Origin of the sequence: Dehalococcoides sp. UCH007 (genome assembly GCF_001010485.1) — a bacterium.
Lineage (GTDB): Bacteria > Chloroflexota > Dehalococcoidia > Dehalococcoidales > Dehalococcoidaceae > Dehalococcoides > Dehalococcoides mccartyi_A.
Genome location: NZ_AP014722.1, coordinates 1,014,388 through 1,036,620 on the forward strand (window position 1 = coordinate 1,014,388; position 22,233 = coordinate 1,036,620).

Consider the following 22,233-nt stretch of genomic DNA (forward strand, 5'->3'; position numbering starts at 1 on the left):
CATTTTAAGTTGCAATCAGGGCAGACCCCAAACAGTCTGCCCTTTTTAGCGCCTACCCCGCCGAAATATATCAGAGGACCAGACAGGTAACGGTGCGGGTAATGCCCTCTGCCGCCTGTATCTTTGAGGTGATAAAATCACCTATTCCGGTAAGGGTGTCCCGCTCTACTACAGCAATAATATCATACGGGCCGGTAACCGCATCTATACTGCATATACCGCTAATCTCCCTGAGGTTGTCAGCTATTTTCCCCGCCTGGGCAGGAGCGGCCTCAATAAGGACAAAGGCTTTGGCAGACATATTTATCCTCCCTGCATCTATTCCCCGGACTTTTTTAGGCTATAATAAAGGCATGATTGATATTTGAATACGGCAGGCGGTATGGACTATAATATAACACACTTTTTATGCATTTTTTATTTTTATGACAAATTTATAAAATATTTTGACGGGAGATATTATGACTCAAACGTCTTACGGATTGCTCAAGGGTAAAAAAGGAATTATATTCGGCCCCTTAAACGAGCAAAGTCTGGGCTGGAAAATAGCCCTGGCCTGCCACCGCGAAGGAGCTAAACTGGCTATTTCCAACGTAGCTACCGCCCTTAAAATGGGAAACACCGCCGAACTGGCCCGCATTTGCGGCCAAGCCCCGCTGCTGGTTGCAGATGCCACCAGCGATGATGAGCTGAAAGCCCTGTTTGCCGAACTGAAAACCAGCCTGGGGGAGATAGATTTCATAGTCCATTCGGTAGGTATGAGCGCCAATATCCGCAAGAAAATACCGTATGAATCTACCAACTATATTTTTTATAACAAAGGGCTGGAAATTTCGGCCATATCCCTGCACAAAATAATCCGTTATGCACTTGAAGCCGGAGTCCTCAAAGACAACGGCAGCATACTGGCGTTGTCGTATATAGGGGCGCAAAGGGTATTTTCCCAGTATAACGACATGAACGATGCCAAAGCCCTGCTGGAAGCTATTGCCCGAAATTTCGGTTCCCGCCTGGCAGACCGGGGAATAAGGGTAAATACCGTTTCCCAGTCACCTACCCGCACCTCCGCCGGTTCGGGAATAAGCAATTTTGATGCCATGTACGAATATGCAAATCTGCTTGCCCCCTTGGGTAATGCCAGCGGGGAAGAATGCGCTGATTATGTGGTAACCCTGCTTTCAGACCTCAGCCGCAAGGTTACCATGCAAAACCTTTTCCATGACGGGGGGTTTTCCAGTGCAGGTATTTCCGAAAAACTGCTTAGTTTGCTGGAACGCAATCAGCCAGAAGCGGGTGTATAATAGCTTAATCCGTTGAAAGAGAGGGCGTGATGGCCAAAAACTTCAGCCGCCTTATGTTTATATCTGTTTTAGTGTTTCTGGTCAGTTTCTTTATCCATCTTATGCTGGTTAGCCTGTTTGAAATTGATGATACTTTTTGGGTGATTTTGGGTATGGTGGCAGCACCGGCCAGTTTTGCTGTTGGCATTATAGGGCATATGGTGCTTCGATTGAAAAACCGGAGTGCCAAATAAACTGCTTTTTGGTTTTCAACTTGCATGTAATATAGCCTTAATCTATAATAAACTCTGTTTTGTACGAGGAAGATAGTGCTGCAATATAATGTAGCCCAGTTGCTGAAATCACCCGTCGGTGCCACCCGCACCTACCAGCTGGACGATGAAATAAATCTGGAAGGCAGTCCTATCAGGGTATCCGGAGAGGTTACCTTTACCCGTATTGACCGCGGCCTTTTGGTTACCGGACTGCTGGATACCCATATGAACCTTAGCTGTGTCCGCTGTCTAAAGGACTTCAGCTGCCCGGTCAGTATCCGCCTTGAAGAACGGTTTTTGCCCACCGTAGATGTGGTACACGGCTTCGAAGTGGACAATTCTGAAGAGCTTGACGCCTTTTTTATTGACGAGCACCATATTCTGGATTTGAGCGAGATTATCCGTGAAGGTGCTATAATGGCAACACCCATGAAACCTCTGTGCTCCGGTGAGTGCCGCGGTTTTGAATATTAAACGAATACTAATTTAACGGAGTAAAATAATGGCTCTACCTAAAAGAAGACTTTCCCATTCCCGCCAGGGTAATCACCGGGCTCATGTAGCCCTGAGTGCCCCGGCTGTAATGGAATGCCCCCAGTGCAACAGCCCCAAGCTTTCTCATCAAGCCTGTTCCGTTTGCGGCACTTACAAAGGACGGACTGTGATTGATATGGAAGCGATAGCCAAGAAAAAGGCTGACAAATCCAAGGGTCAGCAGTAATTTTCGGTTGGTCAGTTTTTAAGGCATGACTGAGATTAAAACAGCTTATGTCTTCCCCGGTCAGGGTGCCCAGTTCGTGGGCATGGGACGGGATCTGTATTCCGAGTTTCATTCCGCCAGAGAGCTTTTTGATCTGGCGGATAAAGCTTTGGGATTTTCATTGTCAAAACTGTGTTTTGAAGGGCCTGAAGAGAACCTTAAAGACACCCGCAACTCCCAGAGTGCCATTGTCTGCCACAGCCTATGTGCCCTTGCAGCTTTTATGGAAAGCGGCAAGTCAAAGCTCCTGCCCGAACCTTCTTTTGTAGCCGGGCATTCACTGGGTGAATATTCGGCTCTGGGTGCAAGCGGCATACTCCCCTACCCGCAGGCTATTTTACTTTCCCGCAAAAGAGGGGAGCTTATGGCGGAAGCGGCTGCCAAAACACCGGGTGCTATGGCAGCTGTTATAGGACTTTCGGAAGAAATACTGTCTGATATCTGCCTTAAAACAGGCTGTTACATAGCGAATTTCAATTCTCCCGGACAGATGGTTATCAGCGGCCTGAAAGAGGCGTTAGAGCAGGCATCTGCCCAAGCCAGCGCCAGCGGAGCGATGAAAGTAGTACCCTTGCAGGTAAGCGGCGGGTTTCATACCCCGCTTATGTCGCCAGCTTCCGCCGGTTTAAAAGAAGTACTTAACTCTATCAGTTTTGATACCGCCAAAATACCTTTGGTAGCCAATACCAGTGCCAGTCCGCTTACCAATCCGCAAGATATAAAAAGCGAACTGGCCTGCCAGCTGACCGGCGGTGTCCAGTGGCAAAAAAGCATAGAAAACATGATAGCCGCCGGGGTAAATACCTTTGTTGAGATTGGGCCGGGCAAAGTGCTGGCCGGCCTGATTAAAAGAATTAACCGCAGTGTCAGTATCTACAATATAAACGATACCGCTTCTATCCAAAATTTTAGCGTATAATGGGTAAGATGCTGAGTTTAGACGGCAAAACAGCCCTGATTACCGGCTCCGGCAGGGGCATAGGCAAAGCTATAGCTTTACGGTTTGCCGAAGCGGGGGCAAAAGTGGTGGTAAACAGCCTTTCGCCCGCCGGTGAAGAAGTGGCCGCCCACATACGTTCCAATGGCGGTCAGGCCGTATTTGTTCAAGCAGATGTAAGCCAGAGCAGCGGAGTAGATGTCCTCTTCAAAGCCGCCCAGGAAGCCTTCGGCGGGGTGGATATACTGGTAAACAATGCCGGCATAACCCGTGACCAGCTGACCATGCGTTTATCCGAAGAAGACTGGGACAGTGTAATCCAGACCAACCTGAAAAGTGTATTTTTGTGTTCCAAAGCAGCCCTACGCCAGATGCTGAAAAACCGCTGGGGACGGATAATAAACCTTAGTTCCATAGTGGGTTTAAAGGGCAACCCCGGCCAGGCCAACTATGCCGCAGCCAAAGCCGGCATTCTGGGATTCAGCTGCTCTCTGGCTAAAGAAGTGGCCAGCCGCAATATAACCGTAAATTCCATTGCCCCTGGTTTTATAGAGACCGATATGACCGCCGCTTTATCCGAAGAGCAAAGACAGGCCATAACAGAGCGTATACCCATGCAAAAACTGGGCATAGTGGAAGATGTAGCCGCTTGTGCATTATACTTGGCGGGAGAAGATGCCAAATACATTACCGGACAGGTAATAAGCCTGGACGGCGGTATGTCTATAATATAAGAGAGTAAAGAGTGACGACCAGCAGACGCAAAGCACGTGAAATAGTCCTTCAAGCCCTGTACGAACAAGACTTAGCAGGGCATAATGCCGAAGATGTTTTAATACGCCTTTTAACCGAAACCCCTCAGACTGAAGAAAACACAGAGTTTATTTTCAGGCTGACCAATGCCGTAGTCAAGCACAAGGAACTGCTGGATGAAAATATCCGCCAGTTTGCTTCCGCCTGGCCGGTGGAGCAGCTTTCCTATATTGACCGGAATGTCCTCCGGCTGGCCATTTTTGAAATTATCCATGAAAATGACGTACCTGTAAAAGTAGCTATTAACGAAGCAGTTGAACTTGCCAAATCATTTGGGGGCAACTCTTCTGCCAGATTTATAAATGGGGTTCTCAGTTCTGTCAGCAAAGCTCTGGCAGATACAGCAAACCAACGGGAGGAGTGAAGTAGTGGCAACGGTTTTTGAAAGAGTAAAAAAAGTTAGTGTTGAGCAGTTGGGCGCCGAAGAAAAAGATGTGGTGCTTACTGCCAGTTTTGCAGATGATTTGGGTGCAGATTCTCTGGACCAGGTAGAGCTTATTATGGCGCTGGAGACCGAGTTTGGTACTCCTGAAAGCAAATTTGAAATACCTGATACTGATGCCGAAAAATTAAAAACGGTACAGGCTGTGGTGGACTATCTAAAGTCCAAAGGCATAAAAGACAACTAATAAAGCCTTTAAATCCACAGAATTCAACCAGGTTTTAAACAAGCAGCTGAAATCCAGCCCGGGCATTTTATTGTCCTTTGAATCTGTTCGAATAAAATTTCAGATAGCAAGGCCGTTTGCCTAAAAAACAGCTAAACGGCATGGGTGATTTTTGTCCGAAAAAGAGAAAATCAAAAGGGGTAACCCTCTTAGCCATTCGGCCGGCTTTTCCTCTTAATGCACTATTTACTGGCCAGATTTGGATTAAGACAACCCTCAGGCGGTATCCTGTCCGAATTTACACCCTGTATACCGCTCTACTACCTTTCGAAAGTGATAGCCGTAAATTGACAGGGTGATTGCCAGCGGAAAAGCCTTGGGGTTTTTTATCAGGGTAGAGCCCAACAACCGCCAGTAATACTTCCGACTGTTGTCTAAAATACCCAGATGCCATACAGACCGCATAAATGCCCTTAACCTCTGGACTGATATCGGTTTTACCCTACCTTTTGGCTTGGGGTGATATCTGGATATAAGCACCGATACCCGCTGGTAATATTCGCGGGGAGCATATATGGCTGAAAGCACCCGGTTATATCCGTTTATCAGCACTTCAGTCTTCATGCGGGGAACAAAGTTCAAGCTGCAATCCGTGTTATCTCCCCGGAAATCTTCCAGCAGCCGTTTCTCTTTTTTTAATCTGTTCCACAAACGGGTACCTCTGGGGGCATTTAAAAGACCTACCATGGCGGTCACAATACCGCTTTGCTGAATAAAATTTATCTGGGCACGGAATATGGACACAGGGTCACTGTCAAAGCCCAGTATGAAACCGCCCTGAACCTGCATACCGGCTTTTTGGATTTTCTCAATTGAAACCAGCATATCCCTATTGGCATTCTGGTGTTTGGAACATTCCGCCAGACTTTCCGGATTGGGTGTTTCCACTCCCACAAATACAGTATCAAAGCCAGCTTCGCCCATCAGGTGAAGCAGTTCGTCATCATCTGCCAGATTAATAGAAACCTCAGTATTAAATGAAAATGGATAACCCTTTCTCTTCTGCCAGGCTACAACTGCCGGCAGTATATCAGCCTTTAGTTTATTCTTGTTGCCTATAAAGTTGTCGTCTACAAAGAAAACTCCGGAACGCCAACCGGATTTGTACAGGGCATTAAGTTCAGCCAAAACTTGAGTACGCCCTTTGGAACGGGGAATCCTGCCATTTAAAACTACAATATCACAAAACTCACAGTTGAACGGGCAGCCCCGCGAGTATTGAAGACTCATGGAAGAATACTCTTTTGCCTTGACCAGATTCCAGAGAGGGATAGGTGTACGGGTAAGGTCTGATTTCTCTTTTTCGGGGTAGACCGCCGCCGCTTTTCCTGCTTCCAAATCAGCCACAAAATCTGCCAGAGAGTTTTCCACCTCACCCAGCAGCAAGTGATCTATACCCTTGAGTGTTTCGGCCTCAGCCGTAAAGTAAGGCCCTCCGGCCACCACTTTTCTGCCAAGGGCATGGCAGCGGTTTATACATTCGTGGGCAGACTTTTGCTGAACAGCCATGGCACTTATAAAAACATAATCTGCCGCCAGAATATCTTTATCTGTCAGGTTTTCAATATTAAGGTCTATAAGCTTCTTCTGCCAGCTCTCCGGCAGCATAGCGGCCAGAGTCAAAAGACCCAAAGGCGGAAAAGAAGCCTTTTTAGAGACAAACTTTAAGGCGTGCTTGAAACTCCAGAATGTGTCAGGGTAACGGGGGTAGAGGAGCAGTATTTTCATCTGAATCTCCTAGAGGAGGATATTTGAATATTTTGAATGATATCATAAATTTCATTCATTTAAAACCATAACTACCCCAGCCGCCAGATAATCTCTTCTAACACTTCTTTCCAACTATCGCCAGTCTTTCTGAACTGGATAGCCACCTGATTACGCCCTGCCACCACTCCCGCTCTAAGCGGTTCAAGCAAAGCTTTATTTATTATCAGCCCGCCCAGCATCCGCACTACTATCTGACTGCCTTCGGTTACGATAGTTTCCACGTGGGCTTTTTTAGCCAGCAAACGTAAACGGAATGAATATAGCAGATTTTCAAGTTCCTTTGGCATTACCCCGAACCGGTCTGTCAGTTCTTTTTCCTTTTCCAGAACGCCTGCCAGACTGGCCAGAGTTGATAATTGCTGGTAAATAGACAAACGTAAATCCAGATCCTGGATATAGTATTCGGGTATAAATGCGTCCAAGGGTAAATCCAGCTTGGGGGCAGGCATATTCTGGATGCGTATTTCTTCTTTGGAAAGCCCGCTTCCGGCAGCTTTCAGTCCGGCTACTGCTTCTGACAGCATCTGAGTGTATAGGTTGAAACCGACCGAATTTATATAACCTGATTGTTTTACGCCAAGCAGTGTTCCCGCACCCCTTATTTCCAAATCTTTCATGGCAATACCATATCCTGCCCCAAGTTCAGCTGCTTCATAAATAGTTTTCAGGCGTTTTTCAGCATCACCGCTTAAGTGTTTTTCTTTGTCATACAGGAAATAGGCATATGCCAGCTGGGAGCTCCGCCCCACCCGCCCCCGCAGCTGGTAAAGCTGGGTAAGCCCAAAGCGGTCTGCCCTGTTTATAATCAGAGTATTGGCATTCGGCACATCCACTCCGGATTCTATAATAGTAGTACATACCAGCACGTCCAGTTCATGCCGCACAAAATCAGCCATTACGGCGGCTAGCTTATCTTCAGCCATCTGCCCGTGCCCGATACCTATACGGGCTTCGGGGACAAGCTTCTGAATACGCTCTGCAAGTAAATTTATGCCCATTACCCGGTTACTCACGAAAAATACCTGCCCGTTCCTTTCCATCTCCCGCAATATAGCTTCACGTATCAGCCGTTCATCAAAAGCAGCTACTACGGTTTTAATAGGCAGGCGTTCACCGGGCGGAGTTTCTATAACACTCATATCCCTTACCCCAACCATAGACATATGCAAAGTACGGGGAATGGGTGTTGCACTAAGGGTAAGCACATCTACTTGGGCACGCAGTTTCTTGAAAAATTCCTTGTGCGCTACCCCGAAGCGTTGCTCTTCGTCTATAATTACCAGTCCCAAATCTTTAAACTTTATATCTGCCTGAAGCAGGCGGTGAGTACCTATGCAGATATCCACTTCGCCTTTTTCCATATTTTCAACCACTTCTTTCTGTTCGGACTGGCTGCGAAAACGGCTAAGCACCTCTACTTTGACCGGAAAAGTAGCCAGCCGCTCACGGAAAGTAGTGTAATGCTGCTGGGCAAGCACTGTAGTAGGTACCAACACTGCCACCTGCTTGCCGTCCATGACCGCCTTGAAAGCTGCCCGTATAGCTACTTCTGTTTTACCGTAGCCAACGTCCCCCAGTATAAGCCTGTCCATAGGGCGGGTTTTTTCCATATCTTCTTTGATATCGCACAGAGCTTTCAGCTGGTCAGGAGTTTCCACATACGGAAATGATGCCTCCATTTCTTGCTGCCAGACAGTATCTGACGAAAATGCATAGCCATTTGCCAACTCGCGTTTGGCATAGATATCAAGGAGTTCGCGGGCGGTTTCCTCCGCGGATTCACTGGCCTTTTCTTTTGCCCTTTGCCATTCCTGAGTACCCAAGCGGTGCAAAGACGGCGGTTCATCTCCGCTGCCTATAAAACGGTTTACTCTGTCCATTTGATCTGTCGGCACATAAAGTTTGTCACCGCCGGCATACTGGAGTATCAGGTACTCTTTATCCATACCATCACGGTTCATATGGCTGACCCCGCTGAACAAAGCCACACCATGGTCTATATGCACCACAAATTCACCCGGTTTTATATCCAGCACCACACCCTTACGGGCAGACGGACGCTTGGAAGGCAGACGCCGCTGTTTTACAAAGCCGAAAAGTTCGGCATCCGTGAGAATATGCAAGTTACCGCTTAAACTCCAGCCGGAACCCAATATCCCTTGAACCAGACTGAGACTGGCAGGCGGAGGGGGGGTTAATACATCTGTCTGGACAACCGCCAAAATACTGCGCTCTTTTAAAAGCTCAGCTAGACGGGCGGCCTGATGACTGACAATAACCACTCTGCCAGTGTGCCCTTTTAGTTCCGGCAATTTTTCATACAAAGCGGATAAACGCCCTACATAATTATCCGGGGAAGTAAAATCCAGCTTTAAAGACTCACTCTCCCGCCCGAAGGAGGCCATAATAAGCCGTTTTCTGGTTTTCAGCATGGCGGATATCTCTGCCCAGTTAAAATACGGACGGGGATAGACGGAAGGAAGTTCACCATGTGACAGACGATCAGAGCGCAGTTCTTCGGCTTCTTTATCCAGATGAAAAGCTGCCTGCTCTATGGAGGCAGGTTCATCCAGCACTACCAGAGCATTTGACGGAAGGTAATCAAGTATGCTTGAGGTATTAAAAAGAGGAGCGAAAAATTCGGGGTATTCGGGTTTCAGGCCCTCGTTAAGATGGTTTATATCTGCTGACAGAGTACGGCTGAATTCGGGATTTAGATTATCTGTGAGCAAAATATCCAGCCGGTTATTAATGTCCTTACGGGTCAGCTGCCCCAGATGAAAAAGCTCACTTGCGGGGCTTATAGTAAGCTCATTTACCGCTTTTCCCGAACGCTGGCTCTTGGGATCAAAATTACGCAGACTTTCCAGAGTATTACCGAAAAATTCCAGTCTTACCGGATTATCTTCGGTATGAGGAAAAATATCCAATATGCCGCCCCGATGGGAATATGTACCCGGTATCTCCACTATGCTTTCCTGGCGGTATCCCAACTGCTGAAAACGGCTGATTAAGTCCTGGGGTTCTATTTCCAACCCGGCCCAGACTTGTATAAAAGATTGTTTAAATATTTCCGGAGAAACGTACCGCTGTAGCAAAGCCGGCACAGCCGTAACTATTATCCGTGAATCTCCGCTGCGGATATACCCGCCCAGAATGCCTGCCAGCCGCATCTTTTCCAGTGAAGAATTACGGTCAGAAACAGCTCGCTGATAAGGCAGCAGACTTGGGTCAGGCAGAAAACCCGGCTCCTCTCCTGTATAAGCAGCTATCTGCTCTAAAAGTTCCCTTGCCCGCTCCGGTTGCGAGGTAATAACCAGCATGGGGCATTTTAGCCTGCGGTATACGGATGCCAGACTAAACCCACGCCCCGCATCTAAAACCGAAATGTCAGCTTCACCCCTATCCAGAGCTTGAAACAGGCTGTCAAATGACGGGCTTTGGTCTATAAGAGGCAACAAACCGCTAAGATTCAATATCTTCTCCAAACACATTTAGGGGCTTACCGTTAGAGGTAGCCCCGCTTGAAAATTGTATCACCGAAAGACCCCGCCCTCAAGTCAAACACAATATATACGGCCAATCCTTGTTCTGGCATAACTTGCTTGCTATAATGACTTATTTATGAACGGAAATTGTTATAAACGGGTTGTAATAAAACTAGGCACCAGTCTGCTCACCGGCGGTACAGGCAAACTTGACCATGAGCGCATGGCGGATTTATGCCGTCAGATAGCCGAACTGACCCGCCTTGGTACTGAGATAATCATAGTTTCTTCAGGGGCAATTGCCGCCGGACGCTCTAAAATGGGGCTTAGGCATATCCCGAAAGATGTTCCTTTTAAACAGGTGCTGGCAGCTATAGGGCAGAGCCAGCTTATGAATTATTATGACCAGCTTTTCAGTCCTTACGGTCTGACAATTGCCCAGGGTCTGCTGACCAAGAATGACCTGTCTGACCGTTCCGGTTACCTGAATGCCAGAAATACCCTACTGGCCCTGATGGAGCTGGGAGTGATAACTATTGTCAATGAAAATGACGTGGTGGCGGTAGATGAAATCCAGCAGGCCAAATTCGGGGATAATGATAATCTGTCTGCCATGGTAGCCAACCTGATAGAGGCAGATTTGCTCCTCATACTGACTAATATCCGCGGACTTTATACCGCCGACCCCACCCTTCACCCGGATGCCACCCTGATAACCGAGGTCAAAGAGATAACCGAAGATCTGGAACACCTTGCCGCCGGAAGTTCCAACAAGCTGGGTACGGGCGGAATGGTGACCAAACTGGAAGCGGCCAGACTGGCCACATCTTCTGGGGTAAACGTCATCATAGCGGACGGACATATACCGGATATTATCCTTAAACTGGCAAACGGAGAAACTGAAGGCACCCGTTTTATACCCACGCTGCACAAACCGGGCAGCCGTCAGCGCTGGATGATGAGCGGACTTTGCACCCGCGGCAGTATCTGCATAGATGACGGAGCAGCCAAAGCTCTACGGGAAAACCAGAAAAGTCTGCTTGCTGCCGGGGTACAACAGGCTGAGGGTAAATTCGGGCGGGGGGATATTGTAAAACTGAATGACAGCCGCGGCAAACGGCTGGGTTATGGCATAACCAACTATTCTTCAGATGATATTGCCAAAATCAAAGGCTTACACACGAACGAGATAAATGCTGTTCTGGAGGGTAACCAAGGCCCTGAAATAATTCATCGCAATAACCTGGTGGTAATTTAACGGAGGTAGTCATGGCACTGGGCAATATATACCTGGGAGACCAACTGATAGGGCAAGTGGAATATACCCTTCAGGATAATTCCGATTCCCGCTGGTGGGGCGAACTGGTCTTCACCGAATACCACAAGGTAGCTGACGGCGGCGGTTATTCTATCCTCACCGAAGATGGAAAACAAGGGCGCTGCACCCTTAAAAAGAAATTGAACAAGGCCGTTTACGGTATGCCTTCACGCCATTTTTATCTCTTCCAGGGCATGAGCCCGCTTAAAACCCCGTGAGCATTAAATACTCCAGCGGACTAGGTCATATCTACCTCAAAGATGTAGATAAACCGCTGGCTGACGTCCAGTATAACCTCATGGAAACCAATTCCAGCCAGTATACATCCGCCAAGTGGTGGGGAGAGATAACATCTGCCAAAGAGCTGAAACCGTCTGAATATATTTTTGAAACTGAAGACGGGCGGAAAGGCAGCGTGGTAATCAGCCTGACTAACCCGCCTGGGCGAAAACTCCCCAAGTACCGTTATCTGGTTAACGGGAGGGGTTCACTAGGAAATTTGCGTAGCAAACACGGCATAAAAAAGCCCGGCACGCCTTAGAAGCAACACCGGGCTTTTTATTAACCTGTTATTTATAAACTAAATGTAATAAAAGTTTGACGGACGTTCATCCAGTGTTATTGTGATAGTCCGCTCAACGCCGTTCCGCTCAGTTACAAGAACCACTGTATCTCCGGCATTCATCCTCCAGAGAAAACGAAGCAGGTCTGAGAAAGATGTTACAACCTGTCCGTTAAACTGGTAAATAACATCTCCATCCCTTAAACCGGCAAGGGCAGCTACACTGCCGGACTCAACATCCAGTACCTCAACCCCGGTTGAGGCTTCAGCACCGGGGAAACCGGGGATATTATCATAATAGTCGTCAATATCTATACCCAGATAGGGGTGATGATAACTGCCGTCTGCTACCAGGCTTTCATAAATATGCTTGGCTGTAGCCATATTTATTGCAAAACCCATATTCTGAGCATCCAGAATACCGGCACTGTTTATACCGATAATTTGCCCCTGAAGGTTTATCATAGGGCCGCCGGAGTTACCCGGATTTATAGCCGCATCTGTCTGGATTACATCAAAATAAGGCGTCCCGTCTATGAAAAACCAGTTTTCCAGATTGCTTACGATACCGGCGGTTACCGTCATGCCGCCATCAGTTGGGGATATGCCCAAGGGATAACCCAAAGCCACCACCGTATCACCCACTTTAAGGGTGGCAGGGTCACCGAAAGATGCCGCCTGCAGACCGTCTGCATCTATTTTAACTACGGCTACATCCATAAAATCATCTGTCCAGAAATCTTCGGCATTATAAACCTGTTTATTGGGTAAAATCACCGTCACGTGGGTGGCATTTTCCACCACATGGCGGTTGGTAAGTATATAGCCGCGGCTGTCCATGATAGTCCCCGAACCGGAAACAGTACCTCTTTCACCGGTAGACGGGTCATAATAATCTACCTCTATATACACCACCGAAGCCATTACCGAAGCAATGGCATCCACCTGAGCTGTAGAAAGTTTCAACAGTTCGGCAACTTGCCCATCCAGAGTAGCCAGATGTCCGTTTACTGTTGTCAGCTGGCTTTTAAGCGAACTTATATCTGCCCCGGCCTGACTAAGCTGGCTTTGCAGAGATGAGATTTGCCCCTGGGCTGTTTCAAGCTGGTCTTTCTGGTCAAGCAGAAGCACCGTGTTAAACGCACTTACCCCTACCAGTACCAGGCTAAGTAATACTCCTATCCATTTCTGGGCGGTAGTCATACCTAATCCTCCTTTAGATTATCAACATCTAATAATACCCTCTTTGGGCATATTGGGAAAGGGAAGCACAGCTATATTTTTTTCAACCCGGCAGATACAAGGCAAGAAAACTTAGAATATCATCTACCGGTATAACCAGATTTATATCTTCTATATCCTCACCATAAGGTACTATCCCGGCAGAGGGTATACCTATCATAAGCCCAGCCATATTCACCATGCAACCGCCCGAATTGCCGGGGTTTATGGCGGCATCTGTCTGCACATACAGATAACCTTCATAGGTGCGCATAGCCGAAACTATACCCTTGGTAAATGTGGCCGGACCAGTCAGGTCAGTCCCCAGAGGAAACCCTGCTGCCACCACATCCATACCCACCTTTATATCAGCCATGGTTGCCAGAGTAACGGCAGGAAATTCCTGCCCGCCGGTAGCACTCATCCGCAGCAAAGCTATATCCCGGCCCACGTCACTGCCTACCACATTGGCTGAGTATATAGCCCCTTCCATCAGGGTTACCCTGATAGTAGTTGCCCCTTCAATAACATGGTAATTGGTCAGTATAAAGCCCCGTTTATCAATAATAGTGCCGGAACCGGAAGCACTGAAATTGCGCCCGCTCACGTCTACCCGCACTATTGACGGTTCAATCAGGCTGACCAAATCCGCAACCGCACACTCATGGCAGGTAAGATCTGTATTTACCTGCTGAAGCTGGCTTTGCAGGTCAGAGAAATCCTGCTGCAGGCTGGAAATCTCTCCGCCCAGGTTATTTAACGAAGCGAAACTCTGGGTCAGAGAATTAATTTGAGTTTCAGCTTGATTAAGCTGGTCTGATTTTTGAAAAAGCATCAGGGTATTAAACCCGGTAACCACCACCAGAAGGGCAATAACTGAAATACTTACCCAGCGAAATCTGGCACTTTCCACAGCTGCCTCCGTTAATATAAATTCAAACCGGATACTCTATAATAACTCTTTCAAATGCCGAAATGTTAAAACGCCGGAAAATATTTCCACCCGGCAGTCCAGCCCCGTTAAAATACACTTCTTTAAAAATCACAGGGGATAAAGACTAATCTTCATCCCCCGGTTTTCCATCATATCCCTATGGTATCAAGCGGTTTTCTTGAAATACACCTCAACCGCATCCGCAATAAAAGCGGCCAATCCAGGATGTATCTTGTCAAAAAATGCCTTGAACTCAGGGTCATCCCGATAGCCTCTGGAAAGGCCCAGCAAACCTTCATCAGTATACTGAGCAAAGTTTTCCAGCCATTCCCGCCACTTAGCTATCAGTGCCTGCGAAAGAGAGTGGGCAGGTCCGTTGGGTATATTCTCAGCCAGTCCTTCAAATATAGACTGCCCCTGTGCCTGAAGCTCTGCCATTTTGGTTTTACCCATTTTTACTACCACCTCTTCGGAACGCCGCACTGTTTCCTCACCATACCGGCGGCGGGCTTCACGACGATAATAATCAATTTTTTCCTGGGGAAGTCCCTGGTAATATTCGTTTATTTCCATTTCTATTTTCCCTTCCAGACTGGATATAGTTTTCTGAATAGTCTTCTGCAAATCTGCAAGCTTCTTTCCCCTATCCTTGAGCAAACTGCTCTGACGGCGCAGATTTTCAAGGATGCTCGCATTTTTATCGTCAACCAGTAGTTTTATCCCTTCCAATGGAAACCCCAGCTCACGGTAAAAGAGTATCTGCTGAAGGCGCAAAGCCTCATCCCGGCCATACTGCCTATATCCGGCAGCAGTATAACTGCGGGGTTTCAGCAGTCCGTGCACATCGTAAAAGCGCAGAGTGCGTATACTCACTCCGGCCATTTTAGCAAGTTCGCCCACTGTCAGCAGTTTTTCCATAACCTTATCATAAAGCATTACCTAAGGTAATGGTCAAGAGCCAAGGCTAGTCTAACTTTAACCTTGCCATTTTCCGGCCCAGAGTTTAATATTTGTGTATTACCACAGCTTAAAGGAGAAATGATGGAAAAAGCACTGCTGGAAATAGAAGAAAAAGCCCGCTTAGCCAGAGCCGCTTCCCGCCCTTTAAGTTATACTTCATCGGCCCAAAAAGATGCCGCCCTTAAAAATATTGCCACCTGCCTGCTGGATAACGCTGCGGCCATACTGGAAGCTAATTTGAAAGACCAGACTGAAGCCAAAGCGTCAGGTATGCCCTCTGCTATGCTGGACCGTCTGATAATCAACCAGAGCCGTCTGGAGGGTATCGCCAAAGATACTCTGGCTATTGCAGCCCTGCCTGACCCGGTGGGTGAAATATTTGATATGGGCACAATGCCAAACGGCCTGGTTATAGGTAAAAAACGGGTACCGCTGGGTGTTATTGCGGCTATTTATGAAAGCCGCCCCAATGTCACAGTGGATATTGCCGCTTTGTGCCTGAAAGCTGGAAATGCGGTTATTCTGCGCGGCGGCAAGGAAACTATCCATTCAAATACCATCTTGGCAGAGCTTATACGGCAGGCTGTTGCAGATGCAGGTCTGCCCAAAGAAGCTATCCAGTTTATAGAAAATACTGACCGCAGTCTGGTAAACCACCTGCTCAGGCTCTCAGAACAAATCGATTTAGTCATACCCAGAGGCGGTGCCGGACTAATTAGTTATGTTAAACAAAACTCATTTATACCGGTGGTTGCCGGAGGCATAGGGGTAGTACATGTATACGTAGATGCTGATGCCAAAATAGCTGATGCGGTAAACATAGCTTATAATTCCAAAGTACAACGCCCCACCGTCTGCAACGCCATGGACACCCTGCTGGTACACAAAGATATAGCCTCCACTTTTCTGCCGACTGTTGCCACCGAATGGAGCAAAGCCGGAGTGGAAATACGGGCAGATGAAAGAGCCCTGAAAATACTGGAGAACACTTTCGGCTGCAAGCTGATACCCGCCACTGCAGATGACTGGGGCAAAGAATTTCTGGCACTGGTTGCAGCCGTAAAAGTAGTAGACAGCTTGGACGAAGCACTTTCGCATATTGCCAAATACGGCTCAGGGCATACCGAAAGCATAGTAACCCAGAACTATACCTCTTCCCAACGCTTTCTGAACGAAGTGGATGCGGCTGCTGTTATGGTAAATGCCTCCACCCGTTTTACAGACGGCTCGCAGTTCGGGCTGGGAGCGGAACTGGGCATAAGCACCCAGAAGATGCACGCCCGCGGCCCCATGGGGCTTAAGGAGATAACCAGCTACAAATGGATAGTCTACGGGAACGGCCAGATACGGGGATAGCTTATTACTCTACTTCCGTAACTGAATATAATCTAAGGGGGGCTTAAGCCCCCCTTTTAAATATCTGCCACACGGCTGACTAAAGCTACGGCCGGGTAATACTATTCTGAATATCAAAAAGCTGTTTGATACCGGCTTCACCCAGTTTAAGTACCTGGTCAAGGGTATCACGGGAAAAGGTTTTGCCCTCAGCCGTACCCTGTATTTCCACAAACTCAGCCCGGTCATTCATAACCAGGTTAAAATCCACTTCGGCCTGAAAATCCTCATCGTAACAGGGGTCAAGCACAATATTGCCTTTAAAAATACTGACGCTGACCGCCGCCACCTGAGAAGTAAAAGGCATTTTGGAGAGAATACCCATATCTACCATCTTCTTAAATGCCAGATACAAGGCTATATATGAACCGGTTATGGAAGCGGTGCGGGTACCGGCATCTGCCTGAATAACATCACAGTCTATAATAAAAGACCGCTCGCCCAGAGCCGCTAAATCCACGCAGGAACGCAGGGAGCGGCCTATAAGACGCTGAATTTCCTGGCTTCGGCCGGATATCTTGCCAGCAGATGAATCCCTCTGGGTGCGGGTAACAGTAGAACGGGGCAGCATGGAATACTCAGCCGTAACCCAGCCGGTACCGCTGTTTCGCAGAAACTGGGGGACTTTATCTTCCATACTGACCGAGCAGATTACCCGGGTCTTACCCTGCTCTATCAAAACCGAACCCTCGGCAAAGCTCTGGAAACCGGGAGTAATTGTTATCGGCCTTAGCTGGTTGAAGTTGCGGCCATCACCTCTTTGCATGAATACAGACTCCATTTCTAAACTAGTTTATACCCGCAAGTATAACACCCTGAAGTAAACGGGGACAACGCAGCCGTTTATCCGCTCAGGCTTTCAAATGCCTCTTTAAGCAGGGGAACAGTAACAATGGAAGCTATTTCAGCAGGCAAAACCCAGCAAAAATCAGTATGCTCCCAGTCTATCTTAGGCGGCCTGTCAATTTTCAGGTGAAAAAGGAAGGGGTGTATCTGCCAGAGGATACCCAGCGCAGTATCATGGTACTCAAATACCTGTCCTTCTTTGAGCAGCACCAGTTCTTCGGGATTGTAACCGGTTTCCTCAGCTATTTCAGTGTAAACCTGTTCAAGGGATGTGGTATCCATATGGCCGGATATAGCTGCCCAAAACCCCCTGTAGCTTCCCACCCGCTGGCTGCGTTTAAATAAAAGCACTTTGCCATTTTTTATAAGAAAAGCGGTCACCACCGGCTGTAAACGGGGCAATTTATCCACCCGAAATACCTTTCAGGTATTCCTTCAATATCTCCAGAACAGCAATAGCCGCCTGATATTTTATTTCTTCACGGCTGCCCGTAAAACGGCGTTCAAATGCTTTGACATCCTTCGGGGCGGCTAAACCCAGATAAAATAACCCAACCGGCTTAGACGGAGTCTCACCATCCGGGCCGGCGATGCCGGTATCAGACAGGCAAATATCGGCACCCAGAAGTTGCCTGCCCCCCGAAGCCATCTGGCAGGCAGTTTCCATACTGACTGCACCTTGGGTGTCCAGTATTCGGGCGGATACACCCAGAAGTTTTTGTTTAATATGGTTAGAATAGCTGGTAACCGAACCCAGATAATAAGCCGAGCAGCCGGGAATATTGGTAATAGCGTGTGAAACCAGCCCGCCGGTTGCAGATTCTGTCACTCCCAGACTAAGCTTATGCTTATTAAGCAGCTGCCCTATTTCCCCTGCCAGAGCAGTTAGTTTATAATCTAGGTTATCAATCATAATAGTATTATATTACCTTTAGAAGGGTTAATATGCCAGCCAAAGAAAGCCCGTTTAGAGTAAATCTAAAAATATTCCCTTCCTCGCAGCGAAATGAACTGTCAGGATACGAGAATGGTTTGCTCAAACTCAGGATAGCCGCTCAACCAGAGAAAGGCAAAGCCAATAAGGAACTGATAGACTACCTGAGTGAGTTGCTTGATACACCTAAAGCCGAAATTGAAATATGCCACGGACATACAGGGCGGAATAAAGTACTGGCGTTTTACTGCCTTAGTCAGGCGGATTTTGAGGCAAAGATTTCGGCGATTTTGCACGGGTCTTAGCGTTCACTTTTACTACAACCACCTTGGTAGACTTCTTTCTGGGCAACCTGCTGTTTTTTATCGGCAGGTCTATGATAAACCTGGTTCCCTGCCCCAGCTTGCTTTCCAGTTGTACTTTGCCGTCATGCTCCATAATAATACCGTAGCATACACTCAACCCCAACCCCGTGCCCCGGCTATCTTCCTTGGTGGTGAAAAAGGGGTCAAATACCCTTTCAGCAATCTCAGGTGCAATACCCGGGCCATTATCTTCTATTATCATGCGGATATAGTTGCCCATATCCTGGGTTTTTATAAGAAGCCTGCCCCGTCCGTGAGCCTGATACATGGCTTGTTCGGCATTAAGAATCATATTAATCAGCACTTGCTGTATCTTGTAAAAATCCATCAGGGTAGACGGCAGATTTTCTGCCAATTCCAATTCCACAACTATATTCTGAACAACCAGCTCATATTCACGCAGTTCCACAGACTTTCGTATAACATCATTAAGCCCGCACAGTTTCTTTTCCTGCTCATAGCTACGGGCAAAGGTACGCAGATTATCTACCACCTTGGCCGCCCGCAAGGCTTCTGTATGAATACGCTCGATATCACGGTGCTGTTCTTCACTGGTACATTTTCGGGCTAATCTCTCTGAAAAACCCAGTATGCTGGTCAGGGGGCTGTTTATTTCATGAGCCACTCCAGCCGTAAGTGCACCTACCGAAGCCAGCCGGCTGGAAAGATTAAGGTCTTTTTCCAATCTCCGCTGGTTTTCTTCAGCTTTTTTACGTTCTGAAATATCCCTGATTGTTAAAAATATCAGATTCCTGCCATCCAGCTGGAAGAAATGATAATGTATCTCTATGGGTACGGATACATTATCTTTGGTCTTATATACGTATTCATTCAAAAGATAGCGGACTTCCAGCAGTTCCTGCCACAAGGCTGGAGTAATATTAAAACATTCAAAACGAATATCAGCAGGCTGCATTCTCAAAAATTCTTCATGGGTATAACCAATATAGCGGCACATTTGCTCATTGGCCTCCATGAATTTCAGCGGTTTTCCTTCCTGTGACACTTCGTAGACCGCCACTGCATCCAACATATTATCTAAAAATAAATGAAAAAGTTCTTCTTGTTTCATCATCTATTCCCGTATATCTTGTACCCGAACATAGCCCGCAGCGTGTTTTGACAGGTATCCTTATTGCACATAGGTTTTACCCTGTATTCAATTCGGGAAAATACTCCGCTATCCATGCCATTTACTGCAGGGAATCGGCAAAGCTTATCCACCGGTATGTATCTGACGGCATCCGGTATAGATGGCATAATAAAACAACTGTGTGCATTCCCGGCTCCGTAACGGAAATGCACAGACGGTTTGTTAGTTCTAGAATTTACCCGCCCGGCATATCCCCGGGGATAACTGAAATCAATAGTAACAAAGGTATTCTCAAATATTGCCGAATACCCAATACCTGTTTTCTGGGATTCCGGACTGATATTATTTATCATATCAACACCCGAATTTTCTGCTTCCACCTGATTTTCTTCGGATATCTTCTTCCCCGCTATTCAAATTATTACATCCTTTATTATACATGTTTAAAAATGCCTAATAAAGTACAGGATTGAAAATAAAAAGACCAACCTGAGGTTGGTCTTCTTTTAGAAAGCTAAAATTAAACTGTTTTAGGCTTCAGGGGAAATACGCAGGAAATTCTTGGTAGCGTTGATGATATCTATCTCACCGAAGGGTTTATTCATAACGCCGAAAGGGCCTTGGGCAAGCACTTTGGTCATGGTATCACTATCCGGATAGCCGGTTATGATGGTAACGGGGAGTTTGGGTTTAATTGCCCGAATTTTCTGGTAAAGCTCCGCTCCGTTCAAACCGGGCATTTTGAGGTCAAGAAATACCAGGTCAAAATCCTTGCTTTGAAGCTGTTCCAAGGCTTCTTCACCATTCTTAGCCATGCAGACTACATGACCTTGCTCTTCCAGCGTTTCTTTAAACAGACTGCGAACGGTGATTTCATCATCAATCACCAGTACGTTTGCCCTTACACCGACTGCACTCTTGCGCAGCCACTCGTCAATAGATGACTTGTCAAAACGCCAACTGTGGCTTACCTTCAACGCAGGTATGGCATTACGCTGGAGAAGACGGTAAATTGTTTTCTGGGTTACTCTGAGATATTCGGCTACTTCGCGAACAGTCATTAAATCAGCCATGATATTCTCCTAATCCTCTATAACAATATATTTAAACTCTTACAAGATACCTTTTATATTATAGCAATTCACTATACAAAGGACAAATAGGGACAAAATCTTGAACATTTTATATATACACTATAATAACCTAATTACTGTATCTTTCAGGCCTATACACATCCCCCAATCGTATAAAACTCCAACTGTTTGGTTATATTTTTAGTTTGAAATCAGCCGCCAGTATACCAAAAACACATAGCCCCATACCCAAACCAAAGCTGGCGTTACGTTTTTTAACGGCATGTGTTATTATTGTAACATAGCAAGGTATTGTAAAATAATACCCATATTAGATACAAGTTAAGTACACTGATATATCGAGGTTGTAATATATTGATTCGCAATATTACGATAAGTCAGACGTCAAAAACTATTTTCCGCTGGGGGATGGTGCTGGCCGGGATTGCTTTGCTGGGATTGCCTATGATTATCAGTGCTGCCATAGTACCTTATGTAGATTCGAGTCTGGTAGCTAAGTATCAGGTGGGCAATACCCAGGGGCAGATAACCTGCTATCAGGCAGGTAAAGACCCTGAAGTGCTGGAGATATCAATTTGGTATCCGACAAGCGGCGAAGGCAATTTTTCTTATGAGGGATTCAGCGGTACGCTGGCAGATTTCAGTGGCGGGCCGTATCCGCTTGTTATTTTCAACCACGGGTTAAATGCCAATGATATTGACCCTCTTTACCTTAAAGAAAGCCTGGTTGGACAGGGATATGTGGTAGCTTCTGTCCAGTTTAATGATATGTCTTCAATCAGTTTTTCAGATTATCTTTCCACTACTCCCAGAACAGACTGGGATAACCGCACAGATAACCTCTTTTCTGCAGTAGACAATTTTTTCCGTGATAATTATCTGAACTATCTGGAAAATTTCCGCATAAACCAGTCACGCAGCAGTCTGGATTACGTACTCAACATGAATAAAAACCCGTCTTCGCCTTTTTACGGGCTGATAGATACGGAAAAAATCGGTATGGCAGGGCATTCACTCGGGGGACTTACCACGCTGGCACTTAGCGGTGCCCACCCTAACCCGGCTGTAGCTGACTCCAGAATAAAAGCCATAATCCTCTTAGCTACTCCGGCTTACCCCTTTGAAAACAATCTGGCAAATGTAACCATACCCGTAATGGTCATGCGGGGAGATTATGACCTGATGATGACCAGTGCCGAAGATAATCTTTGGGTAACTGCCCAAGGGCTTAAGCCGCCTAAATTTTTCCTGGTAGTCAGCCAATCCCATCACTTCACCTTCAGCCAGTCACCTTACGACATTTCCGACTCTTTACCGCATGTAAACCACGATGCACGGCTGGAAGTTATTATGATCTACAGTCTGGCTTTTATGGATTATTACCTGAAGGGTGATGCGAATGCCCTTAATGTACTAGAAAGCCAAGACCCCATGTTGGCTCAATATTATTACGAACTAGGCTAAACCCAACCGAGCCGCTTCTGCCGAAGAAATTTTCAAAGACAAAATAAAAAGCCCTG

Annotated in this window: 26 protein-coding genes; 14 read left to right on the forward strand and 12 right to left on the reverse strand. The window is 46.9% G+C overall.

Annotated elements, in window-relative coordinates:
- Positions 1 to 70 precede the first annotated feature (70 nt).
- Positions 71 to 301: an Lrp/AsnC ligand binding domain-containing protein gene (locus tag UCH007_RS05325; protein ID WP_010936960.1), complete on the reverse strand. Its 231-nt coding sequence runs from the start codon at positions 299 to 301 to the stop codon at positions 71 to 73.
- Positions 302 to 461: 160 nt separating this feature from the next.
- Between UCH007_RS05325 and UCH007_RS05330 the strand changes: the two genes are divergently transcribed.
- From UCH007_RS05330 to acpP, 8 genes are all read left to right on the forward strand, one after another.
- Positions 462 to 1,301 carry an enoyl-ACP reductase FabI gene (locus UCH007_RS05330; RefSeq protein ID WP_023652592.1) on the forward strand — a complete coding sequence of 280 codons (840 nt, stop codon included), beginning with the start codon at positions 462 to 464 and terminating at the stop codon, positions 1,299 to 1,301.
- Between the two features lie 29 nt (positions 1,302 to 1,330).
- The gene (locus UCH007_RS05335; RefSeq protein ID WP_046961260.1) at positions 1,331 to 1,534 is read left to right on the forward strand and encodes a hypothetical protein; all 204 of its coding nucleotides are present in this window, start codon (positions 1,331 to 1,333) and stop codon (positions 1,532 to 1,534) included.
- A 75-nt stretch (positions 1,535 to 1,609) separates the two neighbouring features.
- On the forward strand, positions 1,610 to 2,029 hold the full coding sequence (locus tag UCH007_RS05340; protein ID WP_023652593.1) for a YceD family protein: 420 nt from the start codon (positions 1,610 to 1,612) through the stop codon (positions 2,027 to 2,029).
- A 28-nt stretch (positions 2,030 to 2,057) separates the two neighbouring features.
- Positions 2,058 to 2,276 (forward strand): 50S ribosomal protein L32, encoded by a 219-nt coding sequence (gene rpmF, locus UCH007_RS05345; RefSeq protein WP_012882323.1) that lies wholly within the window; start codon positions 2,058 to 2,060, stop codon positions 2,274 to 2,276.
- A gap of 25 nt (positions 2,277 to 2,301) precedes the next feature.
- Entirely contained in the window at positions 2,302 to 3,234 is a 933-nt protein-coding gene (fabD, locus tag UCH007_RS05350) for an ACP S-malonyltransferase (protein ID WP_046961261.1), read from the forward strand.
- A complete protein-coding gene (gene fabG / locus UCH007_RS05355) occupies positions 3,234 to 3,986 on the forward strand; it encodes a 3-oxoacyl-[acyl-carrier-protein] reductase (RefSeq protein ID WP_046961262.1) in 753 nt (250 codons plus the stop codon). Before fabD ends, fabG begins: the two co-directional genes overlap by 1 nt.
- Positions 3,987 to 3,997: 11 nt before the next feature.
- Complete coding sequence (gene nusB / locus UCH007_RS05360) at positions 3,998 to 4,429, forward strand: transcription antitermination factor NusB (protein WP_046961263.1); 432 nt, start codon at positions 3,998 to 4,000, stop codon at positions 4,427 to 4,429.
- 4 nt (positions 4,430 to 4,433) lie between these two features.
- Positions 4,434 to 4,694 carry an acyl carrier protein gene (acpP, locus tag UCH007_RS05365; RefSeq protein WP_012882327.1) on the forward strand — a complete coding sequence of 87 codons (261 nt, stop codon included), beginning with the start codon at positions 4,434 to 4,436 and terminating at the stop codon, positions 4,692 to 4,694.
- Positions 4,695 to 4,949: 255 nt separating this feature from the next.
- Here the strand turns inward: acpP and UCH007_RS05370 are convergent, their stop codons facing one another.
- Together UCH007_RS05370 and mfd are read right to left on the reverse strand one after the other, a co-directional pair.
- The gene (locus UCH007_RS05370; protein WP_046961264.1) at positions 4,950 to 6,461 is read right to left on the reverse strand and encodes a B12-binding domain-containing radical SAM protein; all 1,512 of its coding nucleotides are present in this window, start codon (positions 6,459 to 6,461) and stop codon (positions 4,950 to 4,952) included.
- A gap of 71 nt (positions 6,462 to 6,532) precedes the next feature.
- Positions 6,533 to 9,979, reverse strand: coding sequence for a transcription-repair coupling factor (gene mfd / locus UCH007_RS05375; protein ID WP_046961265.1), 3,447 nt, complete (start codon positions 9,977 to 9,979; stop codon positions 6,533 to 6,535).
- A gap of 148 nt (positions 9,980 to 10,127) precedes the next feature.
- Here mfd and proB point away from each other — a divergent pair, with 148 nt between their 5' ends.
- The 3 genes from proB to UCH007_RS05390 are packed head-to-tail and all read left to right on the forward strand — an operon-like array spanning position 10,128 to position 11,850.
- On the forward strand, positions 10,128 to 11,249 hold the full coding sequence (gene proB, locus UCH007_RS05380) for a glutamate 5-kinase (protein ID WP_023652600.1): 1,122 nt from the start codon (positions 10,128 to 10,130) through the stop codon (positions 11,247 to 11,249).
- Positions 11,250 to 11,260: 11 nt separating this feature from the next.
- A complete protein-coding gene (locus UCH007_RS05385; protein ID WP_012882331.1) occupies positions 11,261 to 11,527 on the forward strand; it encodes a hypothetical protein in 267 nt (88 codons plus the stop codon).
- On the forward strand, positions 11,524 to 11,850 hold the full coding sequence (locus UCH007_RS05390; RefSeq protein ID WP_012882332.1) for a hypothetical protein: 327 nt from the start codon (positions 11,524 to 11,526) through the stop codon (positions 11,848 to 11,850). The genes UCH007_RS05385 and UCH007_RS05390 overlap by 4 nt, the downstream gene beginning before the upstream one ends.
- A gap of 39 nt (positions 11,851 to 11,889) precedes the next feature.
- On the opposite strand, the gene UCH007_RS05395 is transcribed toward UCH007_RS05390, so the two are convergent.
- The 3 genes from UCH007_RS05395 to UCH007_RS05405 all read right to left on the reverse strand — a co-directional run bounded on the left by UCH007_RS05395 (position 11,890) and on the right by UCH007_RS05405 (position 14,962).
- A complete protein-coding gene (locus UCH007_RS05395; protein ID WP_023652601.1) occupies positions 11,890 to 13,074 on the reverse strand; it encodes a trypsin-like peptidase domain-containing protein in 1,185 nt (394 codons plus the stop codon).
- Between the two features lie 82 nt (positions 13,075 to 13,156).
- Positions 13,157 to 14,005 carry a S1C family serine protease gene (locus UCH007_RS05400; protein WP_023652602.1) on the reverse strand — a complete coding sequence of 283 codons (849 nt, stop codon included), beginning with the start codon at positions 14,003 to 14,005 and terminating at the stop codon, positions 13,157 to 13,159.
- Positions 14,006 to 14,191: 186 nt separating this feature from the next.
- On the reverse strand, positions 14,192 to 14,962 hold the full coding sequence (locus UCH007_RS05405; protein ID WP_052753402.1) for a MerR family transcriptional regulator: 771 nt from the start codon (positions 14,960 to 14,962) through the stop codon (positions 14,192 to 14,194).
- 105 nt (positions 14,963 to 15,067) lie between these two features.
- Between UCH007_RS05405 and UCH007_RS05410 the strand changes: the two genes are divergently transcribed.
- A complete protein-coding gene (locus tag UCH007_RS05410) occupies positions 15,068 to 16,342 on the forward strand; it encodes a glutamate-5-semialdehyde dehydrogenase (RefSeq protein WP_046961266.1) in 1,275 nt (424 codons plus the stop codon).
- A gap of 85 nt (positions 16,343 to 16,427) precedes the next feature.
- Here UCH007_RS05410 and rph read toward each other — a convergent pair whose 3' ends face one another.
- From rph to UCH007_RS05425, 3 genes are all read right to left on the reverse strand, one after another.
- Positions 16,428 to 17,147 (reverse strand): ribonuclease PH, encoded by a 720-nt coding sequence (gene rph, locus UCH007_RS05415; protein WP_046961267.1) that lies wholly within the window; start codon positions 17,145 to 17,147, stop codon positions 16,428 to 16,430.
- 77 nt (positions 17,148 to 17,224) lie between these two features.
- Positions 17,225 to 17,638: an NUDIX domain-containing protein gene (locus UCH007_RS05420; RefSeq protein ID WP_046961268.1), complete on the reverse strand. Its 414-nt coding sequence runs from the start codon at positions 17,636 to 17,638 to the stop codon at positions 17,225 to 17,227.
- Positions 17,631 to 18,140 carry a CinA family protein gene (locus tag UCH007_RS05425; protein WP_046961269.1) on the reverse strand — a complete coding sequence of 170 codons (510 nt, stop codon included), beginning with the start codon at positions 18,138 to 18,140 and terminating at the stop codon, positions 17,631 to 17,633. The genes UCH007_RS05420 and UCH007_RS05425 overlap by 8 nt, the downstream gene beginning before the upstream one ends.
- 32 nt (positions 18,141 to 18,172) lie before the next feature.
- Between UCH007_RS05425 and UCH007_RS05430 the strand changes: the two genes are divergently transcribed.
- Positions 18,173 to 18,466 carry a DUF167 domain-containing protein gene (locus UCH007_RS05430; protein WP_023652608.1) on the forward strand — a complete coding sequence of 98 codons (294 nt, stop codon included), beginning with the start codon at positions 18,173 to 18,175 and terminating at the stop codon, positions 18,464 to 18,466.
- Here the strand turns inward: UCH007_RS05430 and UCH007_RS05435 are convergent.
- From UCH007_RS05435 to UCH007_RS05445, 3 genes are all read right to left on the reverse strand, one after another.
- Complete coding sequence (locus UCH007_RS05435) at positions 18,414 to 19,601, reverse strand: two-component system sensor histidine kinase NtrB (RefSeq protein WP_231854684.1); 1,188 nt, start codon at positions 19,599 to 19,601, stop codon at positions 18,414 to 18,416. The two genes, UCH007_RS05430 and UCH007_RS05435, sit on opposite strands and share 53 nt — an antisense overlap.
- The gene (locus UCH007_RS05440; protein WP_041331230.1) at positions 19,598 to 19,999 is read right to left on the reverse strand and encodes a hypothetical protein; all 402 of its coding nucleotides are present in this window, start codon (positions 19,997 to 19,999) and stop codon (positions 19,598 to 19,600) included. Before UCH007_RS05440 ends, UCH007_RS05435 begins: the two co-directional genes overlap by 4 nt.
- A gap of 150 nt (positions 20,000 to 20,149) precedes the next feature.
- Complete coding sequence (locus tag UCH007_RS05445; protein ID WP_012882343.1) at positions 20,150 to 20,692, reverse strand: response regulator; 543 nt, start codon at positions 20,690 to 20,692, stop codon at positions 20,150 to 20,152.
- Positions 20,693 to 21,067: 375 nt separating this feature from the next.
- On the opposite strand from UCH007_RS05445, the gene UCH007_RS05450 reads away from it, so the two are divergent.
- Positions 21,068 to 22,177, forward strand: coding sequence for an alpha/beta hydrolase family protein (locus tag UCH007_RS05450; protein ID WP_046961270.1), 1,110 nt, complete (start codon positions 21,068 to 21,070; stop codon positions 22,175 to 22,177).
- Positions 22,178 to 22,233: the final 56 nt, after the last annotated feature.